Annotated in this window: 19 protein-coding genes; 14 read left to right on the forward strand and 5 right to left on the reverse strand. The window is 66.2% G+C overall.

Annotation, left to right across the window (positions count from 1 at the left end; all coding sequences use genetic code 11):
- Window positions 1-59 precede the first annotated feature (59 nt).
- From gad to D9V32_RS08200, 3 genes are all read left to right on the forward strand, one after another.
- A complete protein-coding gene (gene gad / locus D9V32_RS08190) occupies window positions 60-1,460 on the forward strand; it encodes a glutamate decarboxylase (protein ID WP_121648408.1) in 1,401 nt (466 codons plus the stop codon).
- 118 nt (window positions 1,461-1,578) lie between these two features.
- The gene (locus D9V32_RS08195; protein WP_121648409.1) at window positions 1,579-2,280 is read left to right on the forward strand and encodes a hypothetical protein; all 702 of its coding nucleotides are present in this window, start codon (window positions 1,579-1,581) and stop codon (window positions 2,278-2,280) included.
- A gap of 79 nt (window positions 2,281-2,359) precedes the next feature.
- Entirely contained in the window at window positions 2,360-3,442 is a 1,083-nt protein-coding gene (locus D9V32_RS08200; RefSeq protein ID WP_121648410.1) for a linear amide C-N hydrolase, read from the forward strand.
- A gap of 61 nt (window positions 3,443-3,503) precedes the next feature.
- Here the strand turns inward: D9V32_RS08200 and D9V32_RS08205 are convergent, their stop codons facing one another.
- A complete protein-coding gene (locus D9V32_RS08205; protein WP_183086235.1) occupies window positions 3,504-4,463 on the reverse strand; it encodes a DMT family transporter in 960 nt (319 codons plus the stop codon).
- 120 nt (window positions 4,464-4,583) lie between these two features.
- Here D9V32_RS08205 and D9V32_RS08210 point away from each other — a divergent pair, with 120 nt between their 5' ends.
- Window positions 4,584-5,144 (forward strand): phosphoribosyltransferase, encoded by a 561-nt coding sequence (locus D9V32_RS08210; protein ID WP_121648412.1) that lies wholly within the window; start codon window positions 4,584-4,586, stop codon window positions 5,142-5,144.
- 181 nt (window positions 5,145-5,325) lie between these two features.
- Here the strand turns inward: D9V32_RS08210 and D9V32_RS08215 are convergent, their stop codons facing one another.
- Together D9V32_RS08215 and D9V32_RS08220 are read right to left on the reverse strand one after the other, a co-directional pair.
- Window positions 5,326-7,392, reverse strand: a complete 2,067-nt coding sequence (locus D9V32_RS08215) for a putative Ig domain-containing protein (RefSeq protein ID WP_121648413.1) — start codon at window positions 7,390-7,392, stop codon at window positions 5,326-5,328.
- Between the two features lie 356 nt (window positions 7,393-7,748).
- Window positions 7,749-9,314: a helix-turn-helix domain-containing protein gene (locus tag D9V32_RS08220; RefSeq protein WP_051701921.1), complete on the reverse strand. Its 1,566-nt coding sequence runs from the start codon at window positions 9,312-9,314 to the stop codon at window positions 7,749-7,751.
- A 382-nt stretch (window positions 9,315-9,696) separates the two neighbouring features.
- Between D9V32_RS08220 and argC the strand changes: the two genes are divergently transcribed.
- From argC to D9V32_RS08260, 8 genes are all read left to right on the forward strand, one after another.
- Entirely contained in the window at window positions 9,697-10,740 is a 1,044-nt protein-coding gene (argC, locus tag D9V32_RS08225; protein ID WP_121648414.1) for an N-acetyl-gamma-glutamyl-phosphate reductase, read from the forward strand.
- Between the two features lie 46 nt (window positions 10,741-10,786).
- The gene (gene argJ, locus D9V32_RS08230) at window positions 10,787-11,938 is read left to right on the forward strand and encodes a bifunctional glutamate N-acetyltransferase/amino-acid acetyltransferase ArgJ (protein WP_121648415.1); all 1,152 of its coding nucleotides are present in this window, start codon (window positions 10,787-10,789) and stop codon (window positions 11,936-11,938) included.
- Between the two features lie 3 nt (window positions 11,939-11,941).
- Window positions 11,942-12,847, forward strand: coding sequence for an acetylglutamate kinase (gene argB / locus D9V32_RS08235; protein WP_121648416.1), 906 nt, complete (start codon window positions 11,942-11,944; stop codon window positions 12,845-12,847).
- Window positions 12,844-14,025, forward strand: a complete 1,182-nt coding sequence (locus tag D9V32_RS08240; RefSeq protein WP_121648417.1) for an acetylornithine transaminase — start codon at window positions 12,844-12,846, stop codon at window positions 14,023-14,025. Before argB ends, D9V32_RS08240 begins: the two co-directional genes overlap by 4 nt.
- A 23-nt stretch (window positions 14,026-14,048) precedes the next feature.
- On the forward strand, window positions 14,049-14,987 hold the full coding sequence (argF, locus tag D9V32_RS08245) for an ornithine carbamoyltransferase (RefSeq protein WP_121648418.1): 939 nt from the start codon (window positions 14,049-14,051) through the stop codon (window positions 14,985-14,987).
- Window positions 14,987-16,147 carry a heparan-alpha-glucosaminide N-acetyltransferase domain-containing protein gene (locus D9V32_RS08250; protein WP_121648419.1) on the forward strand — a complete coding sequence of 387 codons (1,161 nt, stop codon included), beginning with the start codon at window positions 14,987-14,989 and terminating at the stop codon, window positions 16,145-16,147. Before argF ends, D9V32_RS08250 begins: the two co-directional genes overlap by 1 nt.
- A gap of 91 nt (window positions 16,148-16,238) precedes the next feature.
- A complete protein-coding gene (argH, locus tag D9V32_RS08255) occupies window positions 16,239-17,666 on the forward strand; it encodes an argininosuccinate lyase (RefSeq protein ID WP_121648420.1) in 1,428 nt (475 codons plus the stop codon).
- Window positions 17,667-17,821: 155 nt separating this feature from the next.
- The gene (locus D9V32_RS08260) at window positions 17,822-19,159 is read left to right on the forward strand and encodes an MFS transporter (RefSeq protein WP_220700675.1); all 1,338 of its coding nucleotides are present in this window, start codon (window positions 17,822-17,824) and stop codon (window positions 19,157-19,159) included.
- Window positions 19,160-19,163: 4 nt separating this feature from the next.
- Here D9V32_RS08260 and D9V32_RS08265 read toward each other — a convergent pair whose 3' ends face one another.
- A complete protein-coding gene (locus tag D9V32_RS08265) occupies window positions 19,164-19,526 on the reverse strand; it encodes a hypothetical protein (protein WP_121648421.1) in 363 nt (120 codons plus the stop codon).
- A 148-nt stretch (window positions 19,527-19,674) separates the two neighbouring features.
- Between D9V32_RS08265 and D9V32_RS08270 the strand changes: the two genes are divergently transcribed.
- Together D9V32_RS08270 and D9V32_RS08275 are read left to right on the forward strand one after the other, a co-directional pair.
- Entirely contained in the window at window positions 19,675-19,875 is a 201-nt protein-coding gene (locus D9V32_RS08270; protein ID WP_121648422.1) for a type II toxin-antitoxin system HicA family toxin, read from the forward strand.
- Window positions 19,876-19,883: 8 nt separating this feature from the next.
- A complete protein-coding gene (locus D9V32_RS08275; protein WP_121648458.1) occupies window positions 19,884-20,315 on the forward strand; it encodes a hypothetical protein in 432 nt (143 codons plus the stop codon).
- A 12-nt stretch (window positions 20,316-20,327) separates the two neighbouring features.
- On the opposite strand, the gene D9V32_RS08280 is transcribed toward D9V32_RS08275, so the two are convergent.
- Entirely contained in the window at window positions 20,328-21,362 is a 1,035-nt protein-coding gene (locus tag D9V32_RS08280; protein WP_121648423.1) for a hypothetical protein, read from the reverse strand.
- Window positions 21,363-21,436 lie beyond the last annotated feature (74 nt).

Here is a 21,436-nt window from a genome sequence, read left to right on the forward strand (position 1 = left end):
CACCCCGTTTTTTCCGACTCTTTTGTTGCGACAGTTTGTCAAACCAGAAAGGACTGACCATGTCAGAGCTGTACCGAAACGCCGCCGAGCGCGAGGATGCCTCGCAGATCGCGATCAACCCGGTGTTTGCCCGTCCGGGTGAGGCCACCGTGCTGCCCCGATTTGAACTCCCGACCGACCAGATGTCGAGTGACACCGCGTATCAGCTGGTACACGACGAGGCGATGCTGGATGGAAACTCCCGTCTGAACCTGGCGACCTTCGTGTCCACCTGGATGGATGACAACGCCGGCAAGCTGTACGTCGAAGCTGCCGATAAGAACATGATCGACAAGGACGAGTACCCGGCAACCGCGGCCATTGAGGACCGCTGCTGGCGCATCCTCGGGAACCTCTGGCACGTGCCCGACCCGCACAACACCATCGGTACCTCGACCATCGGCTCCTCCGAGGCCTGCATGCTCGGTGGCCTGGCACTCAAGCGCCTGTGGCAGGAGCATCGCCGCGCCGAGGGCAAGTCGACCGAGAGGCCCAACCTGATCCTCTCCGCCGGCGTGCAGGTGGTCTGGGAGAAGTTCTGTAACTACTGGGACGTTGAGGCACGCTATGTGCCCGTCACCGAGGACCACCTGGTTCTTGACGGCTATGAGCTGGAAAAGTACGTCGATGAGAACACCATCGGTGTGGTCGCAATCCTCGGCCAGACCTACACCGGCCTGTACGAGCCGGTGAAGGAGATCGCCGCGAAGCTCGACGAGATTCAGGCCTCGACCGGGCTGGATGTGCGCATCCACGTGGACGGTGCCTCGGGCGCGATGGTGGCGCCGTTCTGCCAGCCCGACCTGGAGTGGGACTTCCAGGTCGAGCGCGTCAACTCGATCAGCACCTCGGGCCACAAGTACGGACTCGTTTACCCCGGTGTGGGCTGGGTCGTGTGGCGTGACAAGCAGGTCTGCCCGGAGAGCCTGATCTTCCACGTCAGCTACCTCGGCGGCGACATGCCCACCCTGGCGCTGAACTTCTCTCGCCCCGGCGCCCAGGTTCTCCTGCAGTACTACCAGTTCCTGCGTCTGGGCCGCGAGGGATACCGCGCCGTGCAGCAGAACTCGATCGATGTGGCCACCTACCTCTCCTCGGAGATCGAGAAGCTCGAGCCGTTCTCCCTGGTGAGCCGCGGCGACACGATTCCGGTGTTTGCGTGGAAGCTCAATAAGGGAGACCGCAACTGGGACCTCTACGACCTGGCCGATCGCCTGCGCATGCGCGGCTGGCTGGTTCCGGCATACCCGATGCCCGATGACCTCGGCGACCTCGTGGTGCAGCGCATCGTGGTGCGTCTGGGGCTCAGCAAGGATCTCGCCGAGCTACTACTCGCCGCGCTGAAGGAGGAGGTCGTGTTCCTGGAGAACCTGGACGCCCCGATCCCGCGCGAGAAGACCCGCACCTCGTTCGCCCACTAGGGCAGGACGCTGCCCCGTACCTGAGGCCCGAGCGAGAAGACACGCACCTCGTTCGCCCACTAGGTTTCCACGCCCTCCGCGCATGAGCGCCGGCGGCCCCGCAGAGAAAGCATCACGGATGACCCAGAGCAGTAGTCAGTTTTCCGCGGCAACACCGCGTTCGATTCCCTTCCTCGTTCCCACGCTGAGCAGGCAGAGCGTCCTGTTCATGATCGGTTCGGCACTGTTTGTGCTGGGCAGTGCCATCAACATCTGGCATCTGGGGAACGCGGCGGCATCAAACCTGGCCTGCTTTATCGGGGCAATCTTCTTTACCGCGGCCGGCCTGTACCAGCTGGTGCTGAGTGGGGACGCCGTGGTGAGGGTCGACTATGCGCCGGGGAAGATGTTCCGCGCCGAATGGGTGGCCGCGGCCACGCAGAGCTTCGGCACGATCATGTTCAACATCAGCACGTCGGCCGCCCTCCAGGCGAAGTCCGTGGACGCCGAAAAGCACCTGGTGTGGAATCCGGACGCCGGGGGATCGGTGGCCTTTCTCATCAGTGCCGTGTTTGTGTATGTCGCCTACTACCGTTCCCGGGGCACGCTGTGGGAGCCGCGTCGCTCCGGGTTCTGGGCGGCTCACATCAACATGATCGGGTGTCTGGCGTTTGCGGTCTCCGCGGTGGGATCGTTCGTGCTGAACAACGGGGCATCAAAGGACTCCGATCTGGCCAACTGGGGCACCCTGATCGGTGCGGTGTGTTTCTTCCTGGCCTCGATGATTTCCCTGCCCGCACTCGGCTGGAACCGGCGCACCGCGGCCGCCGATGCCCGCTAGAGCCCACGTTTTACCCACCTGTTTTTGCTGTACAACCGGCACCACTTCGGTGCCCACTCTGAAAGGTTCGTGAATAAATATGTGCACACGAGTTGTTTGGCCTGACGCTAACGGAGCTGTGATTGTTGGCCGCAATATGGATTTCCACCTGGATCTGCTCACCAACCTGTGGAAGCTACCCCGCGGGATTGAGCGCAACGACGGGGTGAACGGCACCCTGACCTGGACCGCAAAGTATGGCAGCGTGGTGGCAACCGCGTTTGACCTGGTTGCCTGCGACGGCATGAACGAGGAGGGTTTTGCCGGGCACATTCTGTGGCTTGCCGAGTCCGACTATGGGAAGGCGAGCGAGGGTGATGTCCAGCTCAGCCAGGCGGTCTGGCTGCAGTACTACCTGGACAACTTCAAGACCGTGGCCGAGGCCGTGGAGTGGACCGAGAAGACCCAGGTGCGCATCGCCGAGCTGTTGGATCCGACCAGCGGCAAGCCACCCACACTGCACCTGGCGCTCAACGACGCCAGCGGCGACTCGGCCATCATCGAGTACACCGATGGCACCCCGAAGGTCTACCACAGCAAGGAGTACCGGGTGATGACCAATTCACCCACGTACGATAAGCAGCTGGAGCTGGCGGCCACGGTCGAGGGCCTCGGCGGAGACGCCCCGCTGGGCGGTACCACCCTGGCCTCCGATCGCTTCGCCCGCGCCTCCTACTATGTGGGCCGCCAGGAGCAGCCGAAGACGCAGCTCGAGGCCATCGCGGCGATGTTCAGCATCATTCGCAATGCCGCACAGCCCTTCCGCCAGCCCGATCCGGGAAAGCCCGATGCCTCGCAGACCATCTGGCAGGTGGTGCTGGATCTGACCAACCGCCGCTACGTGTTTGAATCGACCACCCGTCCCAACGTGGTCTGGGTCGACTTTGACAAGCTGAGCTTCGCCGAGGGAACCGAGGAGCTACGCCTCGACCTCGTGGGCAAGCTCGCCCTCGAGGGTGGCCTCGCCGGCGATGTGAGCCACCACTTCCACCAGGTGGGGCCGCTGACCGACCTGGGGCTCAACCTGGCGACGCGCTTTGTCGAGGTTGCCGCGCAGAAGCAGGATGAGTTTGCGGGCCTGCTGAAGGAAGTGCATCAGCTCGCCGGCGCGCTGAAGAAGTAGCGTTACGCGCAAGCGGGGCCCCACCGACCGGTGGGGCCCCGTTTCGTGTGTGCCGCCTGAACTAGGCGCTCTCGGCCGAGCGCTGAGCCCCGCGTTCGATCGTCTCGGTGGACTGCGCATCCTCCTCGGCGTTCTCCGCCCGGGCCAGGATCACGACCCCGATGAAGGCGGCGGCACCGGCCAGGATAAAGCCTACAAACGAGATGACGGGCGCTCCGGCGGCCTCGTGCAGGATGGTAATACCCAGGACCACGGCCACGGCCGGGTCCACCACGGTGAGACCGGCGATCACGACGTCCGGCGGGTTACAGGTGTGCGAGTACTGCACAAAGTAGATGGAGAGCGCCGAGGCCACCCCGATGCCGAGGACGCAGATCAGGGTGAGGACGCTGCCCGAGTCAAACACCATTCGGTGACCGGCAAACATGGTTTCCACCCGCAGGATGACGGTCTTTCCCAGCGTGGCCACGAATCCCGAGAAGATGCCACCCAGCACGACGTAGAAGATGGGTGCCTTGGCGGTGCCACGGGTGCCGAAGCGAATCGCGGCGGCAATCGCGAGGACCGCGGCCAGCGTGATGAGAATGGCGGAGAGCTGCCCATCACTGATCGGCTTTTGCTTGCTCACGAGCGCCGCAATGATCACGTATGCGATCACGCCGATCAGGGAGATGGCGATCCCGAGGAGCACCCGCCGTGGCAGCGGCTTCCTGCGTACCCGCGCGTTGAGTACCGCGGAGAACACCAGCGCGGTCACCCCGATGGGCTGCACCAGAATGAGGGGCGCAAACGCCAGGCTGCCCATCTGGAGAAGGATCGCGACACCGAACAACGCGCTTCCGGCGATCCAGATCGGGGTCCGCAGCAGCGCGAGGAACGGCGTCTTGTTTTCTCCGCTGGCCTCGGCGGCCGCGGAGACCAGGTTGACGCCGCGACTCTGCCAGAGATTCCCCACCGCCAACACGGCCGCGCTCACCAGCGCCAGTAAAACTCCGAACAGTGGTGCAGAACCAACGACCATTGCTTTTCCCCCGTCGCACATGGATATCGGCCCAATTGTTGCATGCAGGTTACGCGCAGCCAAGACCCAGTCTGAGGGGGTGGGTTCGCGCGGATCGGTCCGACTGGCTACTGTGGAGAAATGACCGAGACCCCCGCCGACGCCTCCGCGCCGAAGAACACCGAAGTTTCCACCGACCCCAAGCGTGAGGTACTGAGCTGGGACGGTTTTGGTGACGCGACCCGCGACCTCGCCGCCCAGGTGGTGCAGAGCGGTTTCCAGCCGGAGTTTGTGGTTGCCATCGCCCGCGGCGGCCTGCTGCTGGCCGGCTCGATCGCCTACGCCCTGGGCGTGAAAAACTGTGGTTCGATCAACGTTGAGTTTTACACCGACGTGCACCTGACCCTGCCTGAGCCCATCCTGCTGCCGCCGATGCTCGACGGTCCGGCCCTCGCCGGCAGCCGCGTGCTGCTCGTGGACGACGTCTCGGACTCGGGCCGCACCCTCGAACTCGTGGAGCGTATGCTGCAGGGCGACGGCGCCGAGGTGCGCACGGTGACCCTGTACTCAAAGCCGCGCACCATTCTTGAGCCCGACTACGTCTGGAAGCAGACCGACAGCTGGATCACCTTCCCGTGGTCGGCGCTGCCCCCGGTGGACCAGGCCGAGGCCGATCGCCGCTTCCCCGTCTCGGGAAACTAGGTCACCCGGTTTCCTGGCCGAGACGAATGACCGGCCGCACGGCCGGCATCGCCGAGTGAGTACACGGAAAGGGCCCCGCCTCGAGGCTTCGAGACGGGGCCCTTCCCCGTTCGGCGGGTTCGCCGCGCGGGGGAATGCGCGTTGCTGCGAGGTGCCCACCGGGCTCGGGGGCGTGTGACCGCTAGGCGCGGCGGCGACGCAGGATGAAACCGGTACCGAGGGCGAGACCTGCGCCCGCGATCAGCCCGATACCGCCGACCGATGCGCCGGTGCGTGCCAGGCCTCCGCTTCCACCGGCTCCACTGCCAGAGCTCCCCGGAGCGCTCGATGCGCTCGGACCGCTGGTGGGCGACATGCTCGGGTCAACGCTTGGCTCGATACTGGGCTCGGGCGTGGGCACCGGTGTCGGGTCAATGCTCGGCTTGACGCTCGGCTCGATGCTGGGCTCAACGCTCGGTTCCGGGCTGGGGCTCGGCTTTTCGCTGGGCTCCGGGCTGGGCGTCGGCGTGGGCTCGACGATCCCGGTGTCCTCGGCCAGCACACTCAGCGCGAACTCCCGGGTGTCCGTACCAAATGCGTCGGTTACGGTAACCGAGACCCGGTAGTCTCCCGCTGTGGTCGGGGTTCCGGAGATCACGCCGGTGGCGGAGTCCAGGATGAGACCGGCGGGGAGCCCGGCGGCGTCGACCACGCTCGAGTCCGACCAGACGAGGTCCGGCTGGCCGGTTGCGGTGACCGTCACCGGCTCGTACTCGGCGTTTTCGAGGCCGTCTGGAAGCGCCCCGTCGAGGGTGATCACGGGTGCCGGGCCGACGGCGGTTGCGGGCTTGCTCGCGCCGGAGATCCCCCAGAAGTCGTCGTGGAAGCGCAGGCGATACGAGTCCCTGACGTTTTCGGCGGTGACGGTGACGGTGTAGTTGTTGCCCACGGCGCCGGGAATATCGGTCCAGTTTTCGCCGTCCGACGAGCGCTGCCAGATAACGCCGCCGCCGTTCCCGCGCTTGACTCCGGTCACCGCGCTGCTGAAGGTCACCTCGGTGTCGATGGCCTCGATGCGGACGTCCTGTGGGTCGCTCACCGCGGGGCGCTTGATCAGGGTGACCGTCGAGCCCTCCTCACCGGTGTAGCCGCGATCTGCGGTGAGAAGATCACCGGTCACGGGGTTCTCGGTAATGCTCGAGGCACCCACGGGCGTGGTGCGGTAGCTCTCCGAGCGTTCACCGGTGGTGAAGTCGGCGGCCATCACCATCTCCCACCCCATCGAGGGGGAGTAGGCGCGGCCGAGCGCATCTGAGGCCACCACGTCCGACATCGTGTTTCCCACCGAGATGCGCTGGAGGGCCTCCCCGGTTTTCGGATCAAACATGCTCACTCGGCTGCCGCCCTCCGCCACGTACAGGTGGGCGGGGTTGGTATCGAAGTAGAACCCGGAGTACGACCAGATGTCGGGGGTTTTCAGATCAAGCGTGACCTCGAGAGTTTTCGCATCCATCGTCGTGTAGACCGCGCCGGTGAGTCCCTGCCCGGAACGGCCGACGATGAAGGTCGACTCGTCATCGGTCAGGATCCCAAAGTTGGAGTTGTTGGTGGGCAGCTTTGTGGTGGCGAGAACCTCGCCGGTGGCGGTGTCTACCCGATTGATGGCACCCTCGACGGCGACGGTGTAGTAGGAGGAGCCGTCACGGGTGAGCTCGGCGTAGTCGGCCCAGCCGATGCGGTTGGTGTGGATCGCGGTTACCGTGCGGGTGGTGAGGTCAAAGACGGCCACACCCGCGGTGGTTGTCGGGGTGGCGTCAACGACCGCGACCCCGCGGGTGCCGTCGGCGCTCAGCGTGATCGAGGAGAGCCCTCGCCCCATGCCCACGGGGATCGAGCCCACCGTCTTACGGGCGGCGAGATCCACGATGTGGAGCTTGGGCGAATCGAGCGCCGCCACGTAGGCGAGTTTTCCATCCGGCGAGATTGCGACGTAGTTGGGCAGGACGTCATCTTCAATGACGATCGACTCGCCCAGATCGCTCACCAGCTCGGGGGTCTCCGTGCGGGGAGCGGGGGCGACGGTGCCCTCAGCGGTCACCGGGTTGGGATTGTGGTCGGGCAGCGGCTTGGCCGGCGCGCTCTCCGAGGCGCCGGGCTTTCCCGGCGGCAGCGCGGCCTGAGCCGCGGCGGCACCGCCGGCGGTCAGGCCAATCGTGAGTAGTGTGCCGAGGCCGATGGCGGTGGCACGCCGAAAGGTACGTGATTTCATGGGCGTTCTCCCTGTTGCCGCGAGCGCGCAAAGAACGTAGGGGGAGCGCTCGCGTTACGATCCACCGCGGATGGGTCCAGTCAGCCGGCCGGTGGAAGTAACCCGTTTGGGGTACATAACAAACGTAATTTAAAAGGGAAAAACTATTACGGGTTCTGCCGAAAATGAATGATTCGCTGTCGCATGTTGAGTGAAAACGCAGGTGGGCAAGTATTTTTGTTTTTAAGGCACGGCGAGATTCTTCAGGTGTGGTGCCGTTGAAGTGCGCGGAACCACTCCGCTCCATCCCCTTGAGACTGCGAGAAGCGCACAAAGCCCCGCCACGATTCTCGTGGCGGGGCTTTGTGTGTGCGGTGCTAGTCGCGGAAGGTTTCGATCTTCGCGCCGAGCGAGATCAGGCGCTCCTGCAGCTGCTCGTATCCGCGTGAGATGATGTCGACGTTACGCAGTACGCTGGTGCCCTTGGCGGCGAGCATCGCCAGCAGGATCACCACGGCCGGACGCAGCGCCGGCGGGCAGGACACCTCGGCGCCGGACCAGTGGGTCGGGCCGGAGACGTCGAGGCGGTGCGGGTCGCGCAGGCGCACGTTGGCACCGAGGCGGGTGAGGTCGGTGAGGTGGATCGCCCGGCCCTCGTAGACCCAGTCGTGGATCAGGGTGTCGCCGGTGGCGCAGGCGGCGATGACCACAAAGAAGGGCAGGTTGTCGATGTTGAGGCCGGGGAAGGGCATCGGGTGGATCTTGTCGATCGGGGCGCGCAGCTCCGAGGGATACACGGTGATGTCCACCAGGCGAGTCTTGCCGTTGGCGGCGTCATACTCGTCGGTCATCGAGTAGCGCAGACCCATCTCCGACAGGGTCGCCATCTCGATCTCCATGAACTCGATCGGGACCCGGGTCACGGTGATTTCCGAGCCGGTCACGATACCCGCGGTGAGCAGGCTCATGGCCTCCACCGGGTCCTCGCTCGGCCAGTAGTCCACATCGGCGTTGACGTTTGCGTTGCCGTGGATGGTGAGGGTGGTCGAGCCGATGCCCTCCACCTCGATGCCGAGCTCCTGGAGGTAGAAGCAGAGGTCCTGCACCATGTAGTTGGGGCTGGCATTGCGGATCACGGTCACTCCGTCGCGCACGGCGGCGGCCATGATCGCGTTCTCGGTCACGGTGTCGCCGCGCTCGGTCAGCACGACCTTGACCCGCTCGGGTACGTCGTGGCTGACGGTGGCGCGGTACCAGCCGGTGGTCGCCTCCACCTCGAGCCCGAAGGGGCGCAGGGCGATGAGGTGCGGTTCCACGGTGCGGGTGCCGAGATCGCAGCCGCCGGCGTAGGGGAGGGAGAAGTTGTCGAAGCGGCCGAGCAACGGGCCGAGGAACATCAGCACCGAGCGGGTGCGACGGCCGGCATCGGCGTCGATCTCGGCGAGGTTCAGGTTCTCGGGTACCTTGATCTCGACGCTGTTGTCATCGCCGTACCAGGTGACCTGCACGCCCATGCTGCGCAGTACATCGATGATGCGGTCGACCTCGACGATGCGGGCCACTCGGTGCAGGCGGGTGGTGCCGCGGTTGATCAGGGCGGCACAGAGCAGCGCCACGGCGCCGTTCTTGCTGGAGTTCACGGCGATCGAGCCGTGCAGCTTGTGGCCGCCCTCCACGCGAATGTGCGAGGGGCGGGGGCGGTCGCCGAAGGTCACGAGCTCGCTCTTCAGAGCCACGCTCAGGCGAGCGAGGAGCTCGATGGAGATGTTCTGGCTGCCCTGTTCGATCCGGTTGATCGCGGATTGGCTGGTGCCCACGCGCTCGGCCAACTGGGCCTGGGTGAGCGATCGGTCCTGGCGGGCCGAACGGATGAGTGCACCCACCTGCCGCATGGGTTCCGCGGCGGTGATGTCTACGGGGGAGGTATCTGTCGAAAGAGCCATGACCCGATGCTATACCGGATTTGAGATAAAAGGCATTTCATTTGGAGTGAAATCGCCAATCTGAGAGTTTCCTCAACTCGGATGTGGTGTTGGAATAAATACGATCATTCGTGCGAGCCCCACAGATTGCGCGTGTTGCATCCTCCGCGCTACGCTAACCAACATGGCTCACGCACGCTCCGCCCACAGCGCTCAGGTATCTGCACCTGCGCCGGCGCGACGCCGTGCCCGCCGCGACGAGCGACGTCGTAGCTTCTTTGACGCCTCCAACGAGCGACGATAGGCGACGCCCCCTAATTGTTTTTCTGGTGAAAACCAGAGAAACCGGGCGTTGCCGGAATCCGGAAAACCACCCGTACACTCGTCGTCCTAAGGTAGTCTCATGACTTTTTCTGTCGCCGTCGCCGGAGCATCCGGTTACGCCGGGGGAGAGCTGCTGCGCTTGCTCGCCAGCCACCCCGAGTTCGAAATCACCACCGTCACCGCCCACTCAAACGCGGGTCAGCCCGTTGCCGCGGTGCACCCGCACCTGCGCTCACTCGCCGAGAAGGTGTTTGTCGCAACCAACGCACAACACCTCGCCGGCCACGACATCGTGTTCCTCGCGCTGCCGCACGGTGCCTCCGGCGCGCTCACCGCACAGCTTGACCCCGACACCCTCGTGGTGGACTGCGGTGCCGACCACCGTCTCGAATCCGAGGAGGACTGGGCCGCGTTCTACGGCGGCGACTTCTTCGGGGCCTGGACCTACGGTGTGCCCGAGCTCCTGATCGGTTCGGGTAAGCAGCGCGAAAAGCTGGTGGGAACCAAGCGGATAGCCGCCCCCGGCTGCAACGCGTCGACCGTGGAACTCTCCCTCGCCCCGGGTATCGCCGCCGGCGTGATCGAGTCGCTGGATATCGTGACCGTGCTCGCCGTGGGCCCCTCGGGTGCCGGTAAGGCGCTCAAGACCAACCTGCTGGCCGCCGAAATCCTCGGCACCGCCAACCCCTACGCGGTGGGTGGCACGCACCGCCACATTCCCGAGATCATTCAGGGTCTGCGCTGGGCCGGCGCCGAGCGGGCCACGGTGTCCTTCACCCCTGTCCTGGTGCCGATGTCCCGGGGAATCCTCGCCACCACCACCGCCAAGATCGTGCCGGGCACCACCGCCGAGCAGATCCGCGCGGCCTGGGAGGGCGCGTACGCCGACGAGACCTTTGTGCACCTGCTGCCCGAGGGCGTCTTCCCCCGCACCGCCGACGTCCTGGGAGCCAACACCGCGCTGATGGGCCTGGCAATCGACGAGGCCGCGGGCCGCGTCATCATCGTGACCGCCGTAGACAACCTGGCCAAGGGCACCGCGGGTGCCGCCATCCAGTCCGCGAACATTGCCCTCGGCCTGCCCGAGGCCACCGGCCTTCCCATCGACGGGGTCGCCCCGTAATGGCCGCCACCACTCTTTCCTCGATCACCACCCCTCAAGGAGCACTATGAGCGTCACCACCCCCTCGGGATTCATCGCCGCGGGTGTTCCCGCCGGCCTCAAGTCCACCGGCAAGCCGGACCTCGCCCTCGTGGTCAACACCGGCCCGGAGAAGAATGCGGCCGCCGTGTTCACCAGCAACCGTGCCCTGGCCAACCCGATCATCTGGTCCAAGGAGGTCATCAAGGATGGCCGCGTGGACGCCATCGTTCTGAACTCCGGCGGTGCCAACTGCTTCACCGGCCAGCAGGGGTTCCAGACCACCCACGCCACCGCCGAGGCCGTGGCGAACGGGCTGGGCATCTCGGCCACCGACGTTCTGGTGTGCTCGACCGGCCTGATCGGTGAGCAGCTCGACCTCGGCAAGCTCACCGCCGGTGTGGAGGCCGCGACCGCCACCCTCGATGAAAACGGTGGCGAGCACGCAGCCGCCGCGATCATGACCACCGACACCGTGCCCAAGACCAGTGAGTTCCTCGCCCCGGACTGGGCCATCGGCGGTATCGCCAAGGGTGCGGGCATGCTCGCCCCGGGCCTTGCGACCATGCTCGTGGTCATCACCACTGACGCCTCCCTTGCCCCCGCGGACCTCGATGCCGCTCTGCGTGAGGCCACCCGGGTGAGCTTTGACCGCCTCGACTCCGACGGCTGCATGTCCACCAACGACCAGGTCACCCTGCTCGCCTCCGGTGCCTCGGGCATCACCCCGGACCTCGCCGACTTCACCGCCGCGCTGACCCGGGTGTGCTCCGACCTTGCCGAGCAGCTCCAGGGGGACGCCGAGGGTGCCAGCCACGACATCGCGATCATCGTGACCGGTGCCGAGACCGAGGCCGATGCCGTTGAGGTGGGCCGCTCGGTGGCTCGCAACAACCTCTTCAAGGCAGCCATCTACGGCAACGACCCCAACTGGGGCCGCGTGCTGGCCGCCATCGGAACCACCTCGGCTCCGTTTGACCCGTATAACGTGGACGTCTCCTTCAACGGCGTCCGGGTCTGCCATGAGGGCGGTCCGGATCAGTCTCGCGACCTCGTCGACCTCACCCCGCGTGCGGTGAAGATCGAGATCGAGCTGAATGCCGGATCCGCAGCCGCGACCATTCTGACCAACGACCTCACGCACGACTACGTGCATGAGAACAGCGCGTATTCGAGCTGACCGATGCCCACCACCATCGAACTCTCCCTCGAAGAAGCCCACGCCAAGGCCTCCGTCCTCATCGAGGCGCTGCCCTGGCTCAAGCGCTACCGCGGCGCCATCGTGGTCATCAAGTTCGGCGGCAACGCGATGATCTCTCCGGAGCTCGCCGCCGCGTTTGCCGAGGACATGGTGTTCCTCCACCACGCGGGCCTGCGCCCGGTCGTGGTGCACGGCGGCGGCCCGCAGATCTCCGCCGGCCTCGCCGAAAAGGGCATCGCCAGCGAGTTCCGCGGCGGCTACCGCTACACCAGTGACGAGGCCATCGGGGTTGTCCGCGATGTCCTTCGTAACCGGGTCAACCGGTCGCTCGTGAACGACATCAACCAGCACGGCAACATTGCTCGCTCCCTCTCGGGCGAGCAGGCCAATCTCTTCGGCGGACGCACCCGCGGCGTCATGATCGATGGCGAACTTCAGGATCTCGGCCGCGTGGGCGACATCCTCGAGGTGGACCCCTCGGCCGTGCTCGATGCGCTGGACGCCGGTCGCATTCCGGTGATCACCTCCATCGCCTACGACCTCGACGACCCCGAGCGCCTCCTCAACGTCAACGCCGACTCGGCCGCCGCCGCGATTGCGATCGCGCTGAACGCCGACAAGCTGCTGGTCCTCACCGACGTTGCCGGTCTCTACAGCGACTGGCCCAACCGCGACTCCCTCGTCTCGGTCATCTCGACCGCCGAGCTGCGTGAGCTGCTGCCGGAGCTCGAATCCGGCATGATCCCCAAAATGAACGCGTGCCTGGACGCGGTGGACAACGGCGTGCGTAACGCCGCGATCATCGACGGTCGGATCGAACACTCGATCCTGCTCGAGGTCTTCACCCAGTCCGGAATTGGCACCCAGGTAGTAAGCGAGACAGAATGACCTCCTGGCAGGAATCCTCCTCCGCAAACATGATGAACACCTTCGGGCCGACCCAGGCGCTCCTGGTCTCCGGCGAGGGTGCCCGCGTGCGCGACTCAGACGGCAAGGAGTACCTCGATTTCCTCGGCGGAATCGCGGTCAACTCCCTGGGCCACGCCCACCCGGCGATCGTGAAGACGATCGCCGAGCAGGCCGCGAGCCTGATGCACGTGTCCAACTTCTTCTCCAGCCCGCCGCAGCTCGCGCTGGCCGAGAAGATCAAGCGCATCTCCGGAATCGGCGAGAGCGGACGGGTGTTCTTCACCAACTCCGGCACCGAGGCCAACGAGGCCGCGTTTAAGCTGGCCCGCAAGTTTGGTGGCGAGGCTCGTCCGACCATCCTGGCGCTCGAGAAGGCATTCCATGGCCGCTCGATGGGGGCGCTCGCGCTCACCGCGAAGGAGGCCTACCGGGCACCGTTCGCCCCGATGCTGACGGGTGTGCAGCACATCCCCGCGACCATCGAGGCGCTGGAGGCCGCGCTGGACGAGACCGTATCGGCCCTCATCATCGAGCCGATCCAGGGTGAGGCCGGGGTGCTTCCGCTGCCCGAGGGCTACCTGCAGGCGGCGCGGGCCCTCACCCGCGAGCGTGGCGCGCTGCTGATCATCGACGAGATCCAGACCGGTATCGGTCGTACCGGCGAGTGGTTCGGCTTCCAGTCCGAGGACACCCTGCCGGATGCCTTCACCCTGGCCAAGGGCCTCGGTGGCGGATTCCCGATTGGCGCTCTGGTGACCACCGGTGCTGCCTCGGAAATCTTCACCCCGGGAAACCACGGCACCACGTTTGGTGGCAACCCGCTGGGCACCGCGGTGGCCGGTACCGTCATCGACGAGATCGAGTCGGCGGCGCTGCTGATCAACGTGCGCGAGCGCGAGGCGCAGCTGCGGGCGTCCATCGCGGGGCTGAACTCCCCGCTGATCGCCGGTGTTCGTGGTCGTGGTCTGCTGCTGGGGATCGCGCTCACCGCGGACATTGCGCCCGCGCTGGCCGCCGAGGCGCTGGCCGCGGGCCTGATCGTCAACGCTCCCAACGCCGCGACGATCCGGATCGCCCCGCCCCTGAACATCACCTCCGCCGATGTGGACGCCTTCGTGGGCATCCTCGACGGCCTTCTCGCGGCTCACACCGCCTAGTATCGACGACGTAGGAGACCATCATGACCCGTCACTTCCTCCGCGATGACGACCTGAGCCCGGCCGAGCAGGCAGAGGTTCTGGATCTCGCGATCAAACTCAAGGCCGACCGTTTCAGCGAGAAGCCGCTGGCCGGCCCGCAGACCGTCACCGTGTTCTTTGACAAGACCTCGACCCGTACCCGCATCTCGTTTGCGACCGGCATCGCCGACCTCGGTGGTGTACCGCTGATCGTGGGCGGAGGCGAGAGCCAGCTGGGTGCGAAGGAGTCGATCGCCGACACCGCGCGCGTGCTGGAGCGTCAGGTCGCCGCCATCGTGTGGCGTACCTTTGCGCACTCTGGTCTCGAGGAGATGGCTGCCGGGACCACCGTTCCGGTGATCAATGCCCTCTCGGATGACTTCCACCCGTGCCAGCTGCTGGCCGACCTGCAGACCATTCGCGAGCACCGCGGAGACCTGGCGGGCCAGACCCTCGCGTTCCTCGGCGACGGTGCCTGCAACATGGGTAACTCGTACCTGCTGGCCTGTGTCAACGCCGGTATGCACGTGCGGATCGGTGCCCCCGAGGCCTTCACTCCGGCCGCCGACGTGGTGGCCGACGCCATCGCCCTGGCTGAGAAGACCGGCGGTTCGGTGCTCATCACGACCGACCCCCGCGAGGCCGTGGCCGGTGCTGACGTCGTGGTCACCGACACCTGGGTGTCGATGGGCAAGGAGGACGAGAAGGCCGAGCGGGTCGCCGCATTCGGTGCCTACTCGGTGACCTCTGAGCTGATGGCCCTCGCCAAGGACGACGCGATCTTCATGCACTGCCTGCCCGCCTACCGCGGCTACGAGGTGGACGCCGAGGTTATCGACGGCCCGCGCTCGGTGGTCTGGGACGAGGCCGAGAACCGTCTGCACGCGCAGAAGGCGCTGATGGTCTGGCTGCTCGCGCAGAACGCGAAGGCCGCGGCCTAGTGTCCGGGGGGATCACTCCGGTACCGGACGCCGTAGCGCGTGCGGTACCGGGTGATCCCGCAGCGCGCCGCCCACGCGGAGCAACTCCGCGCATCGCGGGGCTGGATATTGCCCGCGGCGTGGCTATTCTGGGCATGTTTGTGGCCCACATTATCCGCCCCGAGGCCGCTGTCTCGGCCGAACCGGATACCTGGATCGGGCTGGTCAACGGCCGTTCCGCGGCCCTGTTCGCCGTGCTCGCAGGCGTATCGCTGGCGCTGCTGTCCGGTCGGGGAACCCCGCCGGAGGGCGACGAGGTCCTGCGTGTGCGACTGCGCATCGGGACCCGGGCGCTGCTGATCTTTGTTCTCGGGGGCATCCTCAGCCTGGGCGTTCACGGGATCGCGGTGATCCTGGAGTACTACGGTGCCGCGTTCCTCCTGGTCCTGCCGCTGATTCGCTGGCGGCCGCGCAATCTGCTGCTGCTCGCCGGTGCCCTGGCCCTGGTGGCCCCGCTGGTGCAGGTTGCGCTGGCAGTGTTTGTCTTGGATCGGGGCTCCAGCGCCTCACCCTTCGCCGTGCTGATGATCGTGGGGTACTACCCCGTACTCGTCTGGGTGGTGTTTGTCCTCGTCGGCCTGGCCGTGGGGCGGTGGCTGTTTTCCACGGGCATCGCCGCCGGGGCACTGGGCCGGCTCGCGCTCGTGGGTGCCGCCCTCACGGTACTCGGCTATGGGGGCGCGATTGCGTTTTCGCAGGTCACGGGCATCTCGCAGGGTGAGGTGTTCGTGGGGTATCCGCAGTGGGGAAACCTGCTGGGATCCGCCCCGCACTCGGGCAGCACGTTTGAGCTGGTGGGGGCCACCGGTACGTCGCTGCTGTTGATTTCCGTGTTCCTGGCGCTTCCCGGCTGGGCTGCCCGGATACTCTGGCCGCTCGCCGCAACCGGACGAATGGCCCTCACCGCCTATTCGGTGCACCTGATCGCGCTCGTCATCCTGGTGGCTCTGGGTGCGGACCGGGTCGACCCAGTGGCACAAACATGGTGGTTTGTTTTGGTCACCCTCGCGGGCTGTTCCGCCTGGATGTTCCTCGTGGGTCAGGGCCCGCTCGAACGCCTCATTTCCACCCTCTCGCGCGCGGCGGCCACCGTGCCACAACCACGCACCACCACTCACTAGACTTGCAACAACCCATATCGCTCGCTCAGCCGCCCGCCCTGTGGTGGGAGCTGACACACACGAACACTGCACGACGGGACGCCCAACACTCATGACCTCTCACACCAACGATTCCGGAAACCGCGCCGCCGAGGCGGGAGCCCTGTGGGGCGGCCGCTTTGCGAGCGGCCCCTCGCCGGAGCTCGCGCGCCTGAGCAAGTCAACGCAGTTTGACTGGACCCTGGCGTCCTATGACATTGACGGCTCGAAGGCACACGCGGTAGCGCTGAATGCCGCGGGCTACCTCGACGCCGCCGAACTGACCGCGATGCACGAGGCCCTCGAGGTTCTGCGCGCGGACGTGGCCTCGGGTGCGTTCGTGGCGGCGGAGTCGGATGAGGACGTCCACTCGGCCCTCGAGCGCGGCCTGGTCGAGCGTGCCGGATCGAACCTCGGCGGCAAGCTGCGCGCGGGTCGCAGCCGCAACGACCAGATCGCGACGCTGGTGCGCCTGTACATGCTCGAGCACGAGAGCGTGATCCGTGGCCTGCTGGTACAGCTGGTTGAGATCCTCGCGGGTCAGGCCGAGGCACACCCGGGCGCCATCATGCCCGGCCGCACCCACCTGCAGCACGCGCAGCCGGTCCTCCTCGCCCACCAGCTTGCGGCGCACGCCTGGCCGCTGGTGCGCGACCTCGAGCGCCTGCGCGACTGGTCTGTTCGCGCCAAGCGCTCGCCCTACGGTGCCGGTGCCCTCGCGGGCTCCTCGCTCGGTCTCGACCCGGAGCTCGTGGCCTCGGAGCTCGGGCTCTCCGGTGCGCTGGAGAACTCGATCGATGCCACCGCCGCCCGCGACGTTGTGGCCGAGTTTGGTTTCATCCTCGCGCAGGTCGGTATCAACCTCTCGCGTCTGTCCGAGGAGATCATCCTCTGGAACACCCGCGAGTTCGGATTTGTGCGCCTGCACGACAGCTTCTCAACCGGTTCGAGCATCATGCCGCAGAAGAAGAACCCGGACATTGCCGAGCTCGCCCGTGGAAAGTCCGGTCGTCTGATTGGTAACATCACCGGTCTGCTTGCCACCCTCAAGGCCCTGCCGCTCGCGTACAACCGCGACCTGCAGGAGGACAAGGAGCCGATCTTCGACTCCGTGGACACCCTCGAGGTGCTGCTGCCCGCGTTCAACGGCATGATCGCCACGCTGACCTTCAACACCGAGCGCATGGCCGAGCTCGCCCCGCAGGGCTTCTCGCTCGCCACCGACGTGGCCGAGTGGCTGGTGAAGCAGGGCGTGATCTTCCGTGACGCCCACGAGATCTCCGGCGAACTGGTGCGCTTCTGCGAGGAGAACGGCCTCGAACTGCACGAGCCCACCGATGAGCAGCTGGCGGCGGTGTCTCCGCACCTGCTCCCCGCGGTCCGCGACGTGCTCACCATTGAGGGCTCGGTCAACAGCCGCGTGGGTGCCGGTGGTACCGCGACGGTGCGCGTGATCGAGCAGCTCGCCAACCTGCGCGCCCGCCTGGCGGACTTCCGCTAGGTCTGCGCTCCCTCAGAACGCCCGGTTCTCCTCGGTGAGACCCGGGCGTTCTGCGTTTCTCCGCACACGAACATTCAGGCTATTCGTTCAAACGAACATATAACCTGTATGTTTAAGCACATGAAGTCAGCCTTCCCCCGCCCGCGGTCGATCGCGTGAGTGCCCCCGCCGCCGCGGTGCGAGAATCCTCCGTTCGGCTCACCCTGCACACCCCGCTGTATCGCGCCGCAACGCTCGCGCTGTTCCTGTCGGGGCTGGGGATCTCGGCGGCCGCGCCGCTGATCGCCTCGTTCCTCGTGACCGAGCTGCACGCGTCGCTGACGGTTGCGGGTCTGTACTACCTCACCAACCTCGCGGCGCCGGTGGCCGGATACCTGGTGGGTGCACGTTCAGATCGCACGGGGAAGCGCCTCGGACTCTTCCGCATCTGTGCGGCTGCCGGATTCCTCGGTTGGCTGGGCATCGCCTTCTCCACCGAGCTGTGGATGCCGTTTGTGATCAGCGCGGTGGTGCTGGGATTCGCCGGTGCCTCGACCTCGCAGCTGTTCGCCGCCCTGCATGATGGCCTGGCGGTGCGCCCCTCCCCGCTCAATGACGGCGTGGTGGCCATCGTTCGCACCGCGCTGACCGCGGGCTGGGTGATCGGCCCGGTGCTCGGGTCCTTCCTCGCGGCGGCCGCCGGATATCGAGCGATGCTCGTGGTGGTTGCGATCGCAACCCTCGCGCAGATCCTCCCGCTCGGGGGCCTGCGCGATACCCGCGCGGCCGCATCGGGAGATGCGACACCCGACGAGGTACCCCTCGGAACCGGTGTGGCCGCCGCCACCGGGGGTGCCGAGGCTGCCGCACCGCTGACCGCCACTGGGCGCGGGCCGGGCCTGCGCGCCATGCTCCCGCTGCTGGTCTTCACCGCGCTCTACATCTGCGTGTATGCCGGTGAGTCGGTCAAGTACGCCTACCTGCCCATCTATATGAATGAGCAGATGCAGCTCTCGCCGGCCATGGTCGGGGCGATCATCGGCATTCAGCCCCTCGTCGAGCTGCCACTGATCCCGGTGGCGGTGATCCTTGGCCGGCGTTTTGGTGCGATGCGGTTGATGGCGCTGGGCGCGGTCATGGGTGTCGGCGCCAACCTCTGCTTTGCGCTCATCGGGACCGTCCCCGCGCTGTTTGCCGGACAGATCCTGATGGGCGTCGTCTGGGGCATCTTCGCGGGCCTCGGCATCCTCGTGGCGCAGCGCCTCCTGCCCACCGCGGTGGCCACGGCCTCGGCGATCTTCCTCAGCTCCACCGCGCTGAGCTCCGCCATCGGCGGGCTCTCCGGCGGCTTTGGCGTCGCGGCCCTCGGTCTCCCGCTGGTCTTCGTGATCCCGGCCGGATTTGCCGCCATCGCGGTGGTTGGCCTGATCATTATGGACCGACAAACGGCCCCGGATCGCGCCGCGTCAGTGAAGACGGTGGGCGCGACGCGGGGCCGCTCAACGGGAGAATAGTGCGTTAGGCGACGTCGTCGACGAGGCCGACAAATCGGCCGCCCACGCCAAAGACCTCGGCGCGAATCGCACCGGGCGCGGCTGCGGGCCACTCCTCGATCTCGTGGTCGTCGCACACCACGTAGGTGAACTCGGGCCACCACTTCTTGGGGCGGGCACGCTCGGTGAACCCGCAGACGGCACAGACGAGGTTCGACCAGACCGGTCGTTTGCCGGTCCGGTTGGCACGGGACTGCGCGAGCCACGGCGGAGGAGTGGTGTCGAGTTCAACAACCGCCGCCTCGGTGAGCTGGGGCGGTAGACCGTGACGCACCGCCATCTCCAGGGGGATATCCAGGCGCTGTGCTGCTTCTCGTCTCGTGACCATTTGACCCATTCTAGCCGGGGAATCAGCGTGGGCGAGTGCTCGAGTGTAAGGCGCGCGGTGCGTCGTATCTATGGACAGCGAAAAAAATCAAACTTTCTGTATAGCGCGCACTTGATGCTTGATGTCTATCCCTGCCTAGACTAACCTGATGAAGGATGCCAAGCGAAAGGACGTTGAGCGGTTCCTGCTGTCCCAGGGCTACAGGATAGACCGTGATCGAGGCCCGCATACCTGGTGGAAAAGGCTGGGGAGTCGGTCTGTCCCGATTCCGCGTCACCGAGTAATTTCGGCGGGCGTCCTCAGGACGATCGAGCAGCTGGTCGGGTTTGTCTCCGACGAGTGGAAGTGAGTGTGGGTATGAGTTGCGGCACGTATGAACTGGTTGTCAGCCGCGAGGGTAAGTGGTGGATCATTGATGCGCCCGCTGTCGACTATCGCACCCAGGCCCGCACCCTCTCCGAGGTGGAGGAAATGGGCCGTTCGCTCCTTGCCGGTGCGCTGGGGGTCGATGAGGAATCCTTCAACGTGACCCTCAGAATCGAAAAGCCCGCCGATGTGGCGGCCCGCCTCGCGGAGGCCGCCGAGTATGATCGGGCAGCTCTGGAATCCACCCGAAATGCGGCGCGTGATCGTCGCGAGGCCGCTCGTGTGCTTCGCGATGCCTACGGCCTGAGCGCAATCGATGCGGCTCGCGTCCTGGGGGTGTCTCGTGCGCGGGTGTATCAGCTTCTGGAAGATTCGTTCCTCGAGGAGCAACGCCCAGCCGGCCGCGATCGCGCACGCGCCTAGCCGACCCCGCAGTTACGCGACGAACACTCGCCAGGCGATGAACGCGGCGAGGGCGAGGGCGGTGCCGATGGGGAACCCCCAGCGCAGCCGGGACGGCGGGGTGCGGGGATCAATCGGGGTGCCGCGGCGATAGGCCGAGGCGGTGGGGCGCAGATGGGAGAGCACGGCGTCGGCGGCGGTGAAGAAGCGCAGCCAGACGTCGGGGTCGGCGAGATTCATGGGGCGGGTGCTCACGAGAATGAGGTCCGAACCGGAAAACTCCAGATCAAACTCGGTCGCGTACAGCGCCAGGGTCTCCATAAAGTCCGGGGTGAGGAAGTAGAGGGCATCGCGCTGCAGCGCCTCGGGTGCGTAGACCCCGAAGGCCCGCGGGAAGTCTCCCTCGAGTTCGATCCGCTGATCATCAGCCAGCCGAAGCCGGGTGCGGCGCGAACGCCACCCGGCCACCCCATCGTTGCGCCGCGAATCCAGCACGATGTGCGGCATCTGCACGCCCAGCGGGATGCGCAGGTAGGCGTATTCGCCGGGGCGGTCGATCAGCTCGCGCTGAATGCGGGTGCTCGACATGTTGTCCGCGCGCTGCATGAGTCGCAGCCCGCCGCGGGAGGAGAAGCCGTTGTAGTCGCGCGCACTCGGCCCGAGCAGTGCGGTCTGCGGAAGGGTCTTGTGGGGGAGCGGCGCAAACTCCATCCCCGTGGCATCGGCGAAGCGCACCATGCGGGCCCAGTCTCCCCAGCGCGGCCGATTCTTGATGATCCAGTAGGGCAGGGCTACGAGCTGAAGCAGGCAGAACGTGATCAGGAACCACGGGGCTATCTCGGGGGAGTGGGAGCTGATCATCAGGTACGCAAAGAACACCCCGATGGCACCCACGAGCAGCATGATGATGCCGGAGGTGCCGTACTCGTGCCACTTCGGGATCGCCCGGGTCCAGCGACTATCGCCGCGCACCCGATTCTTGAGCGCGCGAATCTCCTCGGCAGAGGCCGGGCGCGCCAGCTCGTCCAGCGGGAGGTCGGCCAGTGCCGGAATCGGGGGATGGGACATGGTGCTCCTCGAAGAAAGCCCGACTCTCTCGGCGGGCAGAATCACACTATCGCGACGCGGTATCACGAGACAGT

Source organism: Mycetocola tolaasinivorans, assembly GCF_003667565.1.
Lineage (GTDB): Bacteria > Actinomycetota > Actinomycetes > Actinomycetales > Microbacteriaceae > Mycetocola > Mycetocola tolaasinivorans.